16 protein-coding genes are annotated in these 16,130 nt (G+C 69.6%); 8 read left to right on the top strand and 8 right to left on the bottom strand.

Going from position 1 to position 16,130, the window contains the following annotated elements:
* Genes O7627_RS15710 through O7627_RS15720 form a run of 3 tightly spaced genes read right to left on the bottom strand, consistent with a single transcriptional unit; the run spans position 1 to position 3,077 of the window.
* Complete coding sequence (locus tag O7627_RS15710) at positions 1 to 828, bottom strand: carbohydrate ABC transporter permease (protein WP_278094253.1); 828 nt, start codon at positions 826 to 828, stop codon at positions 1 to 3.
* Complete coding sequence (locus O7627_RS15715; protein WP_278094254.1) at positions 828 to 1,805, bottom strand: sugar ABC transporter permease; 978 nt, start codon at positions 1,803 to 1,805, stop codon at positions 828 to 830. The genes O7627_RS15710 and O7627_RS15715 overlap by 1 nt, the downstream gene beginning before the upstream one ends.
* Positions 1,806 to 1,808: 3 nt before the next feature.
* Positions 1,809 to 3,077, bottom strand: coding sequence for an extracellular solute-binding protein (locus tag O7627_RS15720; protein WP_278094255.1), 1,269 nt, complete (start codon positions 3,075 to 3,077; stop codon positions 1,809 to 1,811).
* 179 nt (positions 3,078 to 3,256) lie between these two features.
* Between O7627_RS15720 and O7627_RS15725 the strand changes: the two genes are divergently transcribed.
* The gene (locus O7627_RS15725; RefSeq protein ID WP_278094256.1) at positions 3,257 to 3,991 is read left to right on the top strand and encodes an FCD domain-containing protein; all 735 of its coding nucleotides are present in this window, start codon (positions 3,257 to 3,259) and stop codon (positions 3,989 to 3,991) included.
* A gap of 29 nt (positions 3,992 to 4,020) precedes the next feature.
* On the opposite strand, the gene O7627_RS15730 is transcribed toward O7627_RS15725, so the two are convergent.
* Entirely contained in the window at positions 4,021 to 4,191 is a 171-nt protein-coding gene (locus O7627_RS15730; RefSeq protein WP_278094257.1) for a hypothetical protein, read from the bottom strand.
* 443 nt (positions 4,192 to 4,634) lie between these two features.
* Here O7627_RS15730 and O7627_RS15735 point away from each other — a divergent pair, with 443 nt between their 5' ends.
* The 6 genes from O7627_RS15735 to O7627_RS15760 all read left to right on the top strand — a co-directional run bounded on the left by O7627_RS15735 (position 4,635) and on the right by O7627_RS15760 (position 11,775).
* Entirely contained in the window at positions 4,635 to 7,019 is a 2,385-nt protein-coding gene (locus tag O7627_RS15735; RefSeq protein ID WP_278094258.1) for a ricin-type beta-trefoil lectin domain protein, read from the top strand.
* 266 nt (positions 7,020 to 7,285) lie between these two features.
* Positions 7,286 to 8,257, top strand: coding sequence for an ABC transporter substrate-binding protein (locus O7627_RS15740; protein WP_278094259.1), 972 nt, complete (start codon positions 7,286 to 7,288; stop codon positions 8,255 to 8,257).
* Between the two features lie 149 nt (positions 8,258 to 8,406).
* A complete protein-coding gene (locus O7627_RS15745) occupies positions 8,407 to 9,207 on the top strand; it encodes an ABC transporter permease (RefSeq protein ID WP_278094260.1) in 801 nt (266 codons plus the stop codon).
* Complete coding sequence (locus tag O7627_RS15750; RefSeq protein ID WP_278094261.1) at positions 9,204 to 10,028, top strand: ABC transporter permease; 825 nt, start codon at positions 9,204 to 9,206, stop codon at positions 10,026 to 10,028. Before O7627_RS15745 ends, O7627_RS15750 begins: the two co-directional genes overlap by 4 nt.
* Positions 10,021 to 10,833: an ABC transporter ATP-binding protein gene (locus O7627_RS15755; RefSeq protein WP_278094262.1), complete on the top strand. Its 813-nt coding sequence runs from the start codon at positions 10,021 to 10,023 to the stop codon at positions 10,831 to 10,833. The genes O7627_RS15750 and O7627_RS15755 overlap by 8 nt, the downstream gene beginning before the upstream one ends.
* A gap of 54 nt (positions 10,834 to 10,887) precedes the next feature.
* Positions 10,888 to 11,775 carry a PaaX family transcriptional regulator C-terminal domain-containing protein gene (locus tag O7627_RS15760; RefSeq protein ID WP_278094263.1) on the top strand — a complete coding sequence of 296 codons (888 nt, stop codon included), beginning with the start codon at positions 10,888 to 10,890 and terminating at the stop codon, positions 11,773 to 11,775.
* Here the strand turns inward: O7627_RS15760 and O7627_RS15765 are convergent.
* The 4 genes from O7627_RS15765 to O7627_RS15780 are packed head-to-tail and all read right to left on the bottom strand — an operon-like array spanning position 11,681 to position 15,578.
* Positions 11,681 to 13,225, bottom strand: a complete 1,545-nt coding sequence (locus O7627_RS15765; protein WP_278094264.1) for a long-chain fatty acid--CoA ligase — start codon at positions 13,223 to 13,225, stop codon at positions 11,681 to 11,683. The two genes, O7627_RS15760 and O7627_RS15765, sit on opposite strands and share 95 nt — an antisense overlap.
* Before the next feature lie 37 nt (positions 13,226 to 13,262).
* Positions 13,263 to 13,715 carry a MaoC family dehydratase gene (locus tag O7627_RS15770; protein ID WP_278094265.1) on the bottom strand — a complete coding sequence of 151 codons (453 nt, stop codon included), beginning with the start codon at positions 13,713 to 13,715 and terminating at the stop codon, positions 13,263 to 13,265.
* The gene (locus O7627_RS15775) at positions 13,712 to 14,626 is read right to left on the bottom strand and encodes an amidohydrolase family protein (RefSeq protein ID WP_278094266.1); all 915 of its coding nucleotides are present in this window, start codon (positions 14,624 to 14,626) and stop codon (positions 13,712 to 13,714) included. The genes O7627_RS15770 and O7627_RS15775 overlap by 4 nt, the downstream gene beginning before the upstream one ends.
* 16 nt (positions 14,627 to 14,642) lie before the next feature.
* On the bottom strand, positions 14,643 to 15,578 hold the full coding sequence (locus O7627_RS15780; RefSeq protein WP_278094267.1) for an SDR family NAD(P)-dependent oxidoreductase: 936 nt from the start codon (positions 15,576 to 15,578) through the stop codon (positions 14,643 to 14,645).
* A gap of 84 nt (positions 15,579 to 15,662) precedes the next feature.
* Here O7627_RS15780 and O7627_RS15785 point away from each other — a divergent pair, with 84 nt between their 5' ends.
* Positions 15,663 to 16,130 (top strand): MarR family winged helix-turn-helix transcriptional regulator, encoded by a 468-nt coding sequence (locus O7627_RS15785; protein WP_278094268.1) that lies wholly within the window; start codon positions 15,663 to 15,665, stop codon positions 16,128 to 16,130.

Raw genomic sequence — 16,130 nt, forward strand, 5'->3', positions numbered from 1 at the left:
TCAGCCCTTCGTGGAACCGGCGGCGACGCCGTCGGCGATCTGCCGCTGGAGAAACAGGTAGACCAGCAGAACGGGAACCGCGGCGATCAGCACCCCGGAGGCGAAGGTCGGGATGTCCGCCGAGTACTGGCCGCGCAACGAGGTGACCCCGACCATCAGCGTGCGGTGTTCGGCAGACGGCATCATGAGCAGCGCGATGAGCACGTCGTTCCAGCAGAACAGGGCGTTGAGGATGCCGACCGACAGCAGCGCCGGAGCGCCCAGCGGCAACATGATCCGCCGGTAGACGCCGTACACGCTGTTGCCGTCGATCCTGGCCGCGTCGACGATCTCCACCGGGATGGTCCGGTAGTAGCTCGTCATCAGGAAGACGGTGAAGGGCAGGAACTGCGCGACGTAGGCCAGGACCAGGCCCGGGTAGGTGTCGATGAGGGACGTGTCGGCCATGATCCGGGTCAGCGGCACCATGATCACCTGGAACGGGACGAAGAGCCCCGCGAGGCAGGCCAGGAAGAGCACCGAGGAGCCCCGGAACCGGAGCTGGCTCAGCGCGAAGCCCGCCATCGAGCCGAGCAGGAGCAGCAGCAGCACCGCCGAGGTCACCACGATCAGCGAGTTGGCGAAGTACCGCCCCATCCCCACGCTGGTCCAGGCGGTGGCGATGTTCTCCCACCGGAAGGCGTCCGCGAGGGAGAACCGGTCCAGGATGTACTCCCGCCGGGTCTTCATGGCGACGTTGGCGGTGAACAGGAGCGGATAGACCGTCGCCAGCGCGAGCAGCGCCATCGGGACCGCGACCAGCCACCTGCCCACCCGTACGCCCGACATCAGTCCACCCTTCCCGACCGGCGGAGCAGACTGATCTGCAGCAGGCCGACGACCAGCATGATGAGGAAGAGCACCGTCGACGCGGCCGAGGCGAGCGCCGGCCGGTTCATCTGCCCCTGTTGGATCCAGACGTAGTACTCCGGCAGGTACGTCGAGCCCTCCGGGCCGCCGCTCGTCATCACGTAGAGCAGACCGAACATCGAGGTCAGCATCCCGATCATGGTGGTCACGAAGACGAACTGGATGGTCCGGGTGAGGCCGGGCACGATCACGTGCCAAATGGTCCGGGGCAGTGACGCCCCGTCCACCCGGGCGGCGTCGAGCAGCCCGGCGTCCAGCGTCGCGAAGCCGGCGAGGAACACCACCAGCGCCATCCCGAAGGTGGCCCAGATGTGTACGCCGACCACCGCGAACATCGCCACGTCCGGGTCGCCGAGCCAGTCGACCGGGCCCAGTCCGACCGTGCCGAGCACGGTGTTGACCGGACCGTCGAAGGCCAGCAGCAGGTTGAAGATCGCCCCGACGATGACCGGGGAGAGCACCGCCGGGAAGAAGTAGACGCTGCGGTAGATCCGGTTGCCGGGCACCCGCAGGTAGATGAAGGTCGCGAGCAGCCCGGGGATCGCCACCGCCACCGGAAGCAGCAGGACGAGCAGCCCCACGTTCCGTAGCGCCTGCAGAAACAGCGGGTCGTCGAAGAGGTGGCGGTAGTTGTCGAGGCCGACGGCGATGCCGTTGCGGTCGCCGTCACCGGTGAAGGAGAAGTTGATCCCGAGCAGGAGCGGCCACAGCCGCAACCCCACGATGATCAGGATTGCCGGGGCCACCAGCACGAAGGGCGCGAGCCGCTCCGACCGTGACCCCCGGGACCGCCGCCGGGGCCGGGGTTGGGTGCCGCCGCGCCGGACGGGCGCCACCCGGTCGGCCCGGCCGGCTGCGGCCGGGCCGACCGGGGAGGTCGATGCTCGGATCGGCATCGGTCAGCCCGGCTGGTCGGCGGCGGCCATCTGCTTGACGACCTCGTCGACCGTGATGGAGCCGCTGAGCAGCTGCTGGGAGAGCCGGCGCATCAGATCCACCGCGGCCGAGGGGAGCGCGACGTGCAGTGCGGGTCGACCGGTCCTGAGCCCGGCGACAAGCGTGGCCACCGCCGGACCGCCCTGCGACACGTCGATCGTGGTGTCGGCGGCGATCGCGCCGGCGTCGGCGTAGAACGCGGTGAGCGCCTCGGTGGAGGTCAGCGAGCGCACCAGGTCGGCGGCCACCTTCGGGTCCTTCGTCCAGTTGGCGACCCCGTACCCGATTCCGCCGTCGTACGGCAGGCTCGGCGTGGTACCGGCGGTGACCACCGGGGCGTTCATCACGCCGAGCTGCTCGGCGGGCAGGAACTCGCCGAAGTCCTTCCAGTGGCCGACGTCGGACATCAGACCGATGATGTGCGCGGCCTTCCCGGACTGGAAGAGCGCGAAGGCGTCGTTGAACATGGCGGTCGAGTTCGCCCCGTCGTTGTTCAGGCCCGCGTCCCCGGCCTCCTTCCACAACTGGAAGATCCGTTTGACGTTCGGTGAGGTCCAGTCCCGCTTCCCGGCGATCCAGTCGTCGTACTCGGCGGTGGTGAGGATTCCCGACGCGAGGCCGGAGAGCCAGAACTCAATGCCGATGCCCTCCTTGTTGCCCAGTGCGATGCAGTTCGCGTCGGTCTTCTCGGCGATGGCGGCACAGTCGGCGAGGAACTCGTCCCAGGTGGTGGCCGGGCTGGTCGGATCCAGGCCGGCCTGTTCGTAGATCGTCCGGTTGTAGTAGATCGGATGGCCCTGCAGGGTCACCGGGCCGGCGTAGATCTTGTCCTCCTTGGTGAAGGCGTCCCAGCCGGCCAGCCGGTCCCGGTCGGCGGCCAGGTACTCGTCCAGCGGGACGAGTGAGTCCACCCGGTCGCGGATCTGGCCGCCGCCGTTGAAGAGGATGACGTCGGGTCCCTTGCCGGCCTGGATGGCGGTGCCCAGCAGGGTGTAGTACTGGTCGAACGGCTGCGCCACGAACTCGACCGTCACGTTCGGGTGCTTCTCGGCGAAGTCGGCCTTCGCCTTCTCGATATACCGCGCCGCGGTGGGCTCTCCGGACTTCCAGTCCCAGACCACCAGCTTGCCGTCGGAACCCTGGTCCGACGGATCAGATCCTGTGGCGCTCCCACAGCCAGTCAGGGCCAGTCCCGCGACCAGGACGACGGACCACGCTACCCGCTGCTTCATCGGTGCTCACCTCCGGTTGGGCGTGGCCGGGTCGAACCGGCCGGACGATGCTCGCGCGAACGAGAACGTAACTCGTATGACGTGTGACGTCAATAACATGCCGCGTACACTTGGCGGGCGTCGTGGCACCACTTCGCGGTCATCCGGAGGGAAGAATGGCGGCATCACAGGAGACCTCCGTGCCTCCGGCCTGGACGCAGCGGCCGGCGAATCTGGCCAGAGCGGTCACCGCGGAGCTGGTGGAACGCATCGTGCGCGGAGTGCATCCGCCCGGCACCCCCCTGCCGCCCGAGCCGATTCTGTGCGGGACCTTCTCGGTGAGCCGGACCGTCGTCCGGGAGGCGGTGAAGATCCTCCAGGAAAAGGGTCTGGTGCAGGTCCGCCAGGGCACCGGCACCCTGGTCAACCCGCCCTCGCGGTGGGACATGCTCGACGAGCTCGTGCTGGCGGCGACCATCGTCGAGGACGACAGCCTGGCGATCCTCGACGATCTCGTCGTCACCCGCCGGGTCCTGGAGTCCGACATGGCGAACGTCGCCGCCCGACTGGCCGATCAGGAGACACTCGACCGGCTGCGGGCGCTCGTCGACCGGATGGACGAGCTCGTGGACGACCACGTCGCCTACCACGAGCACGACCGGGCCTTCCACGACGTGATCATGCAGGCCTCCGGGAACCGGATCGCCCGCGGTGTGGTCCGGGCGCTGGAGAGCCAGGTCGTCAACACCGCCCGGTACATGGGCCGGACCGAACGGGCACTCTGCGTGGCATCCAACCGTGGACACCGGCGGGTCTACGAGCGCATCGCGGCCCGTGACCCGGAGGGCGCCGCCGAGGCGGTGTTCACCCACATCACCGAGGCATGGTTGGTGCGCCGCGCCGGAGTGGGCGATCCGGTCCGCCTGCGGCGGTAGCCGCGCCGTCTGCCGCATCACCAGCCTGCTCAGCTGTCCGGCACGTAGAGGTGCATCTGCAGGTTTGTCGGGTTGGCGCCGAAGTTGGTCACCTGCGTCAGCGACGCGGCAGCCGCCGGGGCGGGGATGGTGGCAGCGGTGGTCGCCGTCGCCAGGATCGTTGCCAGCGCGACGGCCAGCAGTGCGCTCTTGGGCTTCATACCTGGTCCCTGGGTGCGGTGGTGGTCGCTGCTCGCCTGTGGACGCCCGGACGGCTGGCAACTGGCGGACTCGCATGGTGGTTCCCCAGGCAGCGAACGGTGACCGCTGACCCGGCCTGCCCGGTAAGCCGTTGAACTGGTCCCGCGGTGCATCGACTGTGAGCGATAACATCCCGTTCGTCAAGGCCTCCGGACGCCGGGCGGACAATTGACCCCTACAGATGTATGACGTATGATGACCGGGTTCTCGGGTCGACCCGCGCGCCACCCGCCGGAGGGCAGCGATCCGGGCAACGGAGGCGGTCCGTCGCGACGTACGGGCCGTAGCCGACCGCCGCTGCCACCGTCCGTCCGGCCCGCGCCCATCCCACCTGGCGCGGCCGGGGAGGTTCCCACCGCCTCGGAGCCCTTCCCGCCCACACCGTCACGTGAGGAGACCGTCCGTGTCCGTACCGTCCTCGGGGCGCCGGCAGGCGTTGGCCACCGCGGCTGCCGCGGCGGTGGCCGCTGCCGCCGCCCTGGTGGCTCCCGCCGCCCCAGCCCGCGCCGCCGTCACCACCCTCTACGCATCGCCCACCGGCACCGGCGCCGACTGCTCGGCGGCCCAGCCGTGTTCACTCACCGCCGCCCAGGCTGCGGTGCGGCCCCGCACCAGCGGCATGTCCGACGACATCGTCGTCGAACTCGCCGGGGGCGTGTACCGGCTCTCCGCGCCGCTGCGGCTGACCGCGGCCGACTCCGGCACCAACGGCCACCGGGTGGTGTGGCGGAATGCCGCGTCGGCGACTCCGGTCATCAGCGGGGCGCGCGCGGTCACCGGCTGGTCGCTCGTCGACGCCGCGCGCAACATCTGGCGCGCCAACGTCGGCGCCGGGACGAACACCCGCCAGCTCTACGTCGACGGCGCCCTCGCCACCCGGGCGCGTACCCAGGTGAACCGGGCCGACTTCACGGCCAGCAGCACCGGCATGCGGTTCAGCAACGGGGCGCTGTCCTACCTCAACAACCTGGCGGACCAGAACCGGATCGAGATGGAGAGCGTCGGATCGTTCACCGACCGTTACTCCCCGGTGCAGAGCATCAGCGGCAACCTGATCACGATGCAACAGCCGGCCTGGAACAACAACAACTTCGGGTACGACACCTTCACCAGCCCGCACCGGGCGGGACCGCTCTACCTGTCGAACGCGTACGAGTTCCTCGACGCCGCGGGGGAGTGGCATCTGAATCCCACCACCGGCGCCCTGTCCTACATCCCACTGCCCGGGCAGAACATGAGCAGCGTCAGCGTCGAGCTGCCGACGCTGCAGTCGCTGGTGAACGTCGGAGGCAGCTACGACGCCCCGGCACACCACCTCACCTTCAGCGGCATCACCTTCACCGGCACGAGCTGGCTCGGGCCCAGCAGCAACCAGGGCTACGTCGACCAGCAGACCGGCGCCTACATCACCGGCAACTGGAGCTGGCCGGCCTTCTCGTCCTGCCACAACGGCTGCCCGCAGTTCGAGGCGGCCCGACCGCACTGGAACCAGTCGCCCGCCGCGGTGCAGGTCTCGGCAGCCAACAACATCACCTTCACCGATTCCCGGTTCGTCAACCTCGGACAGACGGCCATCGGCATCGGCAACGACGCGAACGCCCACGCCAGCGGCGTCGGTCTGGGGGCCAGCAACATCACCGTCAGCCGCTCCGAGATCGCCCGCAACTCGTCGAACGGCATCGTCATCGGTGGGGTCCGGGCGGACGCCCATCACCCGAGCGACCAGCGCATGGTGAACCGCGACATCACCATCAGCGACAACCGCCTGCACGACCTGGGGGTCGACCACCGGGGCATCGTCTCGGTGCTGACCACCTACGTCACGAACGCCACCATCTCCCACAACGAGGTCTACAACATGCCGTACACGGGCATGTCCATGGGGTACGGCTGGGGCGCGAACGACGCCGGCGGCAGCGAGCACTACGCCGGGCGGGGCCTCTACAACTACCAGCCGCGCTACTCGACGCCGACGACCGCGTCGAACAACCGGCTCATCGGCAACTACGTGCACGACGTCATGCAGCAGATGAACGACGGCGGCTGCATCTACACCCTCTCGGCCAACCAGGGCGGGTTGATCAGCGACAACTACTGCCTGCGTACCAACGGCTATTTCGGCGTCTACTTCGACGAGGGCTCGCGCTACTGGACCGCCCGCAGCAACGTCTTCTCCGCGACCGGGACCTGGGCCACCGCCAACTACTGGTTCGCCGAGAACATGGGCAACTTCACCGTCACGAACAACTGGTCCACCAACAACAGTACGAACGTGACGAACGGTGACCGCGGCAACGTCGTCAACAACAACGTCACCGTCTCCGGCGGCAACTGGCCGGCGGGCGCGCAGGCGGTGATGGCCGCCGCCGGCGTTCGCAACGGTGACCAGCAGGTCCGGCAGAACGTCCAGCTCGTGGGTGGGCAGTCGGGCCGCTGCGCGGAGATCGGGAACTGGAGCACCACCAACGGCACCCAGGCCCAGATCTGGGACTGCCACGGCGGGACCAACCAGCGGTGGACCCACACCGCCGGCAGGCAGCTCATGGTGTACGGCAACAAGTGCCTGGACGCCTCGGGGCAGGGCACCAGCAACGGAACCCTGGCGGTAATCTGGGACTGCAACGGCCAAGCCAACCAGCAGTGGAACCTGAACGCCAACGGTACGATCACCGGCGCCCAGTCCGGGCTCTGCCTCGACGTCAGCGGCGCCGCGACTGGCAACGGCTCCAAGCTGCACCTGTGGACCTGTCACGGTGGCGCGAACCAGCAGTGGAGCCTGCGGAGCTGACCGCTGGTCCGACCGGGCGCGACCCGTCTCCGGCCGTGGTGGCCGGGACGGGTCGCGCCCGTGTGCATCGCTGTCCGGGCACAATCATTCAACTAATCCATGACGGTCGTCAGATTTTTCTTGACATTCCTGGCGCGGTGGCTGAGCATGGCCAACACGGCGGCGCGCCCGCCCAAACGTGAAGCGCACCACACCTGCAGTTTCTCGCCCCATCTGCCCGGTTTAGCTGCACTCCACCCATCCCCGCCCAGGAAGGGCCTGTCTCTATGAAGAAGGTCACCACCGTCGGGCTGATCGCCGCCGTCGCGATCGCCCTCACCGGATGTACGGATTCGGACGCCACGCCGTCCGACGAGACCAGCGGCGAGCTTCGCCAGGTCCGCGTCGCGGCGCTACCCATCACCGAGACCGCCGCGTTGTGGGGCGGGATCAAGGCGGGCGTCTTCGAGAAGCATGGACTCCAGGTGGAGGTGCTGCCGGCCCAGGGTGGCGCGCAGGCCATCCCGGCCCTGATCAACGGTGACATCGACTTCGCGATCGGTCAGCCGTTCGGCGTGTTCCGGGCCGACGTGCAGGACCTGGGCGTGGTGATCGTCGGCAACTACGCGTCGTCCTACGCCGACGGCGACGACATCAACGCCGTGGTCGCGTCGGCCAAGTCGGGCATCACCCGGCCGGCCCAGCTGGCCGGGCGCAAGGTGGCCGTCAACAGCCTCGGCGCCGCTGGCGACGTCACCATCATGGCGGCGGTCGAGCAGGACGGTGGCGACCCGAAGGCCATCGAGTTCGTCGAGGTCGCGTTCCCGGACGTGCCGGCCCAACTCGAAGCCGGCAACATCGAGGCCGCCTGGGTTCCGGAGCCGTTCGTCACCCAGCTGAAGAGCCGCGGTGACGCCCTCGTGGTCGAGCCGTACCAGGCGGTCGTGCCGGGTCTGGCCACCCTCACCGCCATCACCACCACCAAGCTCCAGGAGTCCGACGCCGACCTGGTGGCCGACTTCTCGGCCGCCATGAAGGAGACGCTCGAGTGGGCGCAGGACTCCGCCAACGAGACGGTGGTCCGGCAGGCCATCAAGGACAACCTCGAACTGCCGGACGCCGTCGCGGACTCCGTGCGGCTGCCGGAGTTCGGTTGGGAACTCGACCGGGCGAGCATGGAGACGCTGGCCTCGCTCGCCCAGAAGTACGGCGTGCTCGACAAGCAGCCGAACTTCGACCGGTTCATCCAGCAGCAGTAACGGTTCCGCCCAGCAGCAGTAACGGTTCCGCCCAGCAGCAGTAACGGTTTCGTCCAGCAGCAGTAAGTAGGCGGCGGGCGCACCCCCTTCCCAGGCGTACGGGGACCCGGGGAGGGGGTGCGCACCCGTCGACCGACCCCGGGAGTGATATGCGAGCACCACCCACCCGACGCCTGCGTTCGCTGCGCAAGGCGCTGCTGGGCACCGTCGGCCTGCTGGGATTTCTCCTCGTCTGGCAACTGATCCCGACCCTCGGACTGATCAGCTCGCAGTACCTGCCGTACGTCACCGACGTGGCCGGGCGGCTGCTTGAGGAGTTCCGCGATCTCGCCTTCTGGCGCCGGCTGGGGCTGACCATGAGGTCGTGGGCGATCGGGCTGACGATCGCGACGCTCGCCGCCGTCGCGCTGGGAACGATCGTCGGCCTGGTGCCGTTCCTGCGCCGGGCGACGCACACCCTCGTGGAGTTCCTGCGGCCGATCCCGTCGGTCGCCCTCATTCCGCTCGCCGTGCTGATGTTCGGACTGCAGATGCGGGCCGCCCTCGTGATCATCATCTACGCGTCGTTCTGGCAGGTCTTCGTGCAGGTGATCTACGGCGTCGCCGATGTCGACGCGGTAGCCCGCGACACCGCCCGCAGCTTCGGACTCACCCGCCGCGAACGCCTCGCCTACCTGGTGCTGCCGACCGCCCTGCCGTACCTCATGACCGGCGTGCGGCTCGCCGCGGCGGTCGCCCTGATCCTCGCGGTGACCGCGGAGATGGTGATCGGCAATCCCGGCCTCGGGCGCATGATCGAACTCTCCCGTTCCGCCGGAGACGCGGTCGGCCTGTACGCCCTCGTCGTGGTCACCGGGCTGCTCGGCCTGCTGGTGAACCTGGTCTTCCGCTTCATCGAGCGCCGTTCGTTGGCCTGGCACCAGTCGGTACGCGGAGAGGAGCCCCGGTGACCCCGTACCCGACCCGGACCGCGCCCGGTCCGCTGCTGCGCCGCGCCGGCGCCCGCATCACCGCCAGCCTCCTCTTCGCGTTCGGGCTGCCGTTCGGATGCGTGGTGCTCTGGGGCGTCTGGGCGACGAGGTCGACGAACCGGTTCTTCCCCGGCCCGCTCACCATCTCCGAGGCGTTCGTGGACACCTGGGTCGGCCGGGCGTTCATCGACGACGTGCTGCCCAGCCTGTACCGGCTCGCCCTCGGCATCCTCGCCTCGATCGTCATCGGCGTCGCCGCCGGTGCCGTGATCGGACTCGTGCACTGGCTGCGGGAACTCCTCGAGCCGCTGCTGGAGTTCTTCCGGGCCATCCCGCCGCCGGTGCTGATCCCGGTCGCGATGCTGCTGCTCGGCATCACCGACACGATGAAGGTCGTCGTCATCATCTCCGGCGCGGTGTGGCCGATCCTGCTGAACACCATCGACGGCGTCCGGTCGACCGACAGCGTGATGACCGACACCGCCGACTCGTTCCAGCTCACCCGCTGGGAACGACTGTGGTTCCTCGTCCTACCGGCGGCGAGTCCGCGGATCATGACCGGGGTCCGGCAGGGACTCTCGGTCGCCCTCATCCTGATGGTCATCTCGGAGATGTTCGCGTCGTCGTCCGGGCTCGGCTACCGGATCGCCTATTTCCAGCGCAACTACCTCATCGCCGAGATGTGGAGCGGCATCCTCCTGCTCGGCCTCATCGGCGTCGTGCTCGCCGTCGTCTTCGGTTTCGTCGAGCGGCGCGTCCTACGCTGGTACCACGGAATGAGAGAGGTCAACCGTGTCTGATCGGAGCGCCCTGCTGCGGGTGGAACACCTGCGGAAGGTCTACCAGTCCGCGGCGGGTGACGTCGAGGCGATCGGCGACATCAGCTTCGCGATGAACGCCGGCGAACTCGTCTGCATCGTCGGTCCCTCCGGCTGCGGCAAGACCACCCTGCTGAAATGCCTCGCCGGGTTGCTGCGGCCCACCAGCGGGCTGGTCGAGATGGACGGCGCGCCGGTCACCGGTCCGAGCCCGGCGATGGCCGTGGTGTTCCAGGAGTACGGCCGCAGCCTCTACCCGTGGTTGACGGTGCGCGGAAACGTCGAACTCCCGCTGCGCCACAAGAAGCTCTCCCGGGCCGAGCGGGACCGGCTGGTCACCGACGCGATCGAGGCGGTCGGCCTCCCGCACGCGGCCCGCAGCCACCCGTGGCAGCTCTCCGGCGGAATGCAGCAGCGGGTGGCGATCGCCCGCGCCATCGCGTACCAGCCCGAGGTTCTGATCATGGACGAGCCGTTCGCCGCGGTCGACGCGCAGACCCGGGCGGACCTGGAGGACCTCGTCCGCGAGCTGCACACGACCCGCAAGATATCGACGCTCTTCGTGACGCACGACATTGACGAGGCGGTGTACCTGGGGGAGCGTGTCCTGGTGCTGTCGAATTCACCGACCTGGATCCAGGAGGACCTCGCGGTCGACCTCCCGCCGGAGCGCGACCAGCTCGCGACCCGGGCCCTGCGGCGCTTCACGGAGCTGCGCACGCATGTCTACGATCAGATCCAGCGAGCCAAGCGCGGAGAGGCTGTCGCCCCGCATCCGGCCCGGTGACCCCCGTCGACGACGGACCAGCCGGTGAAGACGGACCAGCCGGGAGGGAGGGCTGTGCGCAGTCGTCAGCCGAAGCAGCTGCTGCTCGCGTTCTTCGGTGAGCACGTCGTCGACGACGCTACCGGACCGATCCGCGCCAGCGCCCTGATCGGCGTCCTGGAGGGGGCGGGCATCGGCGCCCCGGCCACCCGGGCGACCCTGGACCGTCTCGTACACAGTGGAATTCTCGTGCGCAGCAGGAGCGGGCGGGAGATCCGGTTCTCGCTCACCGAGCACGGCGTGGCGGTGCTGCGGGAGGCGACGCACCGGGTGCGCGGTCCACGGCCGTTCGATCCGCAGGGGGAGGGCTGGACTCTTGTCACCTTCTCCATCCCCGAAGGACAGCGGACGCTGCGCCACCGGCTGCGCTCGACCCTCACCTGGGAGGGCTTCGCGCCCATCCGGGACGGACTCTGGCTCGCGCCGGGCGAGGTCGACCTCGCCGGTTCCCTCGAGCCGCTGCAGCAGGACCTGCCGCCCAACGCCGTGGTCGCCTTCCACGCCCGGGAACTGGCCGGCTTCCCGATCGGCGACAGCGTCCGCTCCGCGTGGGACGTCGAGGCGATACGGCGGGAACATCTCGCCTTCATCGAGATCTGGGGCGAGCCGACCGCGGCGGAGCTGGCGCCCAGCGCGCTCACCGTCCGGACGATGCTGGTGGCCGACTGGCTCGCGCTGCTGCGCGCCGATCCCAGACTGCCCCGCGAGTTCATGGACGCGCAGTGGCCGGCCGCCCTCTCCGCCGAGGTCTACCGGCGGATGCACGACAGCCTCATCGAGGCGTCCGAGGCGGAGTTCGCCGCGCTCGTCAATCCCCGGGCCGCGCCGGCGCCACGAACCGGTCGCGCAGGTCCGCCTTTCGCACCTTCCCCGAAGCGGTCCGCGGCAGCTCATCGACGATGATGACGTTCCTCGGCAGCTTGTAGCGGGCGAGCCTGCCGTCGAGGCGCGCCCGGACCGTCTCCGCGTCGAGCCGGTACCCGTCCCGGACGGTCAGGATCGCCCACGGCACCTCGCCCCACCGCTCGTCCGGCACGCCGATGACGGCCACCCCGGTCACCCCATCGATCTCGCTGATGAGGAGTTCGACCTCGGGCGGATAGATGTTCTCTCCGCCGGAGATGATCATGTCCTTGATCCGCCCGGAGATGTAGAGGAAGCCGTCGGTGTCCAGCCGGCCGAGGTCGCCCGAGCGGAACCAGCCGTCGGCCGTGAAGGCGGCGGCCGTCGCGGCGGGCAGGCCGTGATAGCCGGGGAAGACGTTCGGACCGGCCACCTCGATCTCACCGACGGTGCCCGGCGGTGCGACCGCACCGGTTCCGTCGGCGATCCGCACCTCGGTGAAGAAGTGCGGTAGACCGACGCTGCCCTGCTTGGCGCGGGTCATCGCGGCGGGCAGGGAGGTCGCCCCCGGCGAGGTCTCGGTCATGCCGTAACCCTGCGAGAACGACAACCCGCGCTCCTCGTAAGCGTTGAGGATGCGGGCGGGCACCGCCGAACCGCCGCAGGTCAGCTTCGTCAGCGTCGAGAGGTCGGTCGAGTCCCAGGCCGGATGGTCGGCCATCAGCTGGTACGTCGTCGGCACGCCGGAGAGCATCGTGACGCCGTGCCGTTCGATCTGGGCGAGCGCCCGCCCCGGCTCGAACCCCTTCTCGAGTACGACCGTGGCGCCCTTGAGAATGACCGGGAGCGCCCCCATGCCCAGCGAGGCGACGTGGAACAGGGGCGAGATCATCAGCGCCACGTCGGTCGAGACGATGTCGTAGTCGACGATGCAGTTGAGCGCGACCCAGGTGAGGTTCTCGTGGGTCAGCACGGCACCCTTGGCCCGGCCGGTCGTCCCGGAGGTGTAGACGATCGCGGCGGGATCTTGGGGGGTGCCGGCGATGGGCGGTAGCGCGGTCGTCGCCACCGAGTCCAGCAGCCGGGTGAACCCCGGGGCGTCCGCGGTTCCGGTCCCGGTGACGATGACGTGCGGAGTCCGCGCGGCGGCCACGGCGGGCGCCACCCGCTCGGCGAACTCCGGGTCGTGGATCAGCAGGTGCGCCGTGGAATCCGTCAACACGTGCGCGATCTCGGGCGGGGCGAGCCGGGTGTTCACCGGCACGAAGACGGCACCCAGCCGCGCCGCCCCGAACATCACCTGCAGGAACTCCGGGCTGTTCTCACCCAGGTACGCCACGGTCGCGCCGCGCCGCAGGCCCAGGCCCGCGAGCAGGGCGGCGACCCGGTCCGCGCCGTCGGCGAGCTGCCGGTAGGTCATCGTCGCCTGCTCGCCGTAGATGAGCACGACCTTGTCGGGCGACCTGAGCCGGCGCTTGTCCAGCCAGCTGCCGAGTCCGGGTGGGTTCATCGTCAGTCTCCTGGGAGGTGCTGGCCAGGGGTGGGAGCTACGCGTAGAACCGGTACAGGCCCCGCGCGACGACCGCGGGCTTGGCCATGCCCTCGATCTCGATCGTCTGGTCCACGGTGAGCTGGTAGCCGCCGGACACCTCGACCACCTCGGCGATCGTCGCCTGCATGCGTACCCGCGAGCCGACCGTGACCGGGGCCGGGAAGCGCACCTTGTCGAGGCCGTAGTTCACCTTCGTCGACACGCCCTTGACCTCGATCAGCTCGGTCCAGAACGGCACGGCGAGCGAGAGGGTAAGGAAGCCGTGGGCGATCGGCGCACCGAACGGACCGTTCTTCGCCCGCTCGGGATCGACGTGGATCCACTGGTGGTCATCCGTGGCGTCCGCGAACAGGTTTACCTGCTCCTGGGTGACCGTCCGGTACTCGGTGTAACCGAGGTCGGTGCCGGCGATGTCGGCGAGCTGATCGTAGGTGATCGTCGTCGTCATGGGTTCCCTCTCGTCGTCGTTTCCCCGTCCGCCGGCGCCAGCCCCAGCAGCCGGGCGGCGTTGTGCTTCAGGATGTCCGGAAGCACCTCCGGCTTGAGCTCCGTGGCCGCCACGTCGCGCAGCCAGCGGTCGGGGGTGAGCAGCGGATAGTCGGTGCCGAAGAGTACCCGGCGCTTCAGGAGCGAGTTCGCGTGCCGTACCAGTGCCGCCGGGAAGTACTTGGGGCTCCACCCCGACAGGTCGATCCAGGTGTTGGGCTTGTGGGTGGCCACCGACAACGCCTCGTCCTGCCAGGGCACCGACGGGTGGGCCATGATGATCTGCAGCTCGGGAAAGTCCGCCGCGACGGGGTCGAGCAGCATCGGGTTCGACAGCCCGAGCCGCAGGCCGTAACCGCCCGGCAGTCCCGCCCCGATGCCGGTCTGGCCGGTGTGGAAGAGCGCGGGCACGCCGGCCCGCTCGAGCAGCCCCCACAGCGGGGCGTACTCCTGGTGGCTGGGGTCGAAGCCCTGCACGGTCGGGTGGAACTTGAAGCCGCGTACCCCCTCGTCGGAGATCAGCCGGGCGGCCAGGTCGAGCGCTGCCGGCCCGGTCCGGGGGTCGACCGACCCGAACGGGATCAGCACGTCGGCGTGCCGGGTCGCCGCCCGGGCGATCTCGACGCTCGACACCGGTTGATGGTTCAGCTGGGTACGCGCGTCAACGGTGAAGACGACCGCGGCCATCCCGCGTTCCCGGTAGTAGTCGGCCACCGCGTCGACGGCGGGCCGGGGACCGTCCGCCCGGAAGTACTTCGACGCGGCCGCCGCCAGCGGGTCGGGCAGCGCGGGGTGCCCATGGTCGTCGACCTCGATGTGCACGTGCATGTCGATCGCCGTGACGGCGTCGAGGTCGATGGCGGGCTGATACACGGCTGGTGACCCCCGGTCAGGCCGGACGAGCGTCGGCGGACCTGAACTCCTCGGGCAGCTCGGGGAAGCTCTCCCCGACGCTCTGCAGCGCCCCGGCGAACTGCGCCGGCCACGCCTCGACCAGCGCCTGGTAGCTCCATCCGCCCTCCCGGTAGGCGGTCAGCGCCGCTTCCGGGTGGGTCCAGATCTGGAGCCGGTCGCCGCCCACCCCGATCGCCTGCCCGGTCACCGTCGCCGCCGCGTCGGAGCCGAGGAAGGCGATCAGGCCGGCCACGTCGTCCGAGGTGCCGAAGCCGAGATCGTGCCGGAAGAACGGCGGCATCGGCTCGCCGTTGGCCTCGGCCGCCATCGCCGCGGCGAAGTAGGGAACGGTGGCCGTCATGGCGGTCGCGGCGACGGGGATGACGGCATTGGCGGTGATACCGGCGCGCTTGAGCTCCAGGGCCCAGGTGCGCACCATGCCGACGATGCCCGCCTTGGCGGCGGAGTAGTTGGTCTGGCCGAAGTTGCCCCGTTGGCCGGTCGGGGACCCGATGCAAATGATCCGCCCACCCTCGCCGGCCGCGCGCATGTGCAGCACGGCCTCCCGCACGGTCGTGAAGGTGCCCCGCAGGTGCACGTTGATGACGGTGTCGAAGTCGTCGTCGGTCATCTTCCACAGCACGGTGTCGCGCAGCACCCCGGCGTTGGTGACCAGAATGTCGAGCCGCCCGAAGCTGTCGACCGCGGTCTGGACGAGCTCCTTCGCGGTCTCGGTGGGCCCGACCGGCGCCGCCACCGCGACCGCCCGACCGCCGAGTTCCTCGATCGTCTTGACGGCGTCCGTCGCCGTCTGGGCATCCACGTCGTTGACGACGACGGATGCGCCCTGCCGGGCCAGTTCTCGCGCGTACGCGAGGCCGAGACCACGGCCGGACCCGGTGACGATGGCGACCTTGCCGGCCAGAGACATGGGAAAACTCCTTCGCGTCGAAGCCGATCTGAGCACGGACCGTTGAAAATGTCAATTATCCGAGAACTTGCTACCATCCGCGCCATGCCCCCCACCGGCAGGACGAGGCCGACCGGAACCGCCGGTCTGCGCGACAGCGTGCTCGGCGGGGACCTGAGCTTCCTGCTGGCCCGCGCCAACGCGCTCACCCTCGCCGCCGCGAACGCCGCCCTCTCCCAGCACGGGCTCAAGGCGCGGTCGTACTCCATCCTCGCGCTGGCCGCCGACGGTGTCCGCCCGACGCAGCGGGAACTCGCCGACTTCCTGCGCCTCGACCCGAGCCAGGTCGTCGCCCTCGTCGACGAGCTGGAGGAACGGCAGCTCGTCGAGCGCCGTACCGACCCGGCCGACCGGCGCGCCAACGTGCTGGTCGCGACCGACGCGGGCCGGGCCCTCTTCGCCCGCGCACGCCAGTCCGCGCACGCGGTGGAGCTGGGCCTGCTGGCGGCGGTGACGCCGAAGGACCACGAACGGCTGGCCGAGCTGCTGCGGTTGCTCGCCTTCCCCAGCTGA

The organism is Solwaraspora sp. WMMD1047 (assembly GCF_029626155.1).
In the GTDB taxonomy this organism is placed as follows: domain Bacteria; phylum Actinomycetota; class Actinomycetes; order Mycobacteriales; family Micromonosporaceae; genus WMMD1047.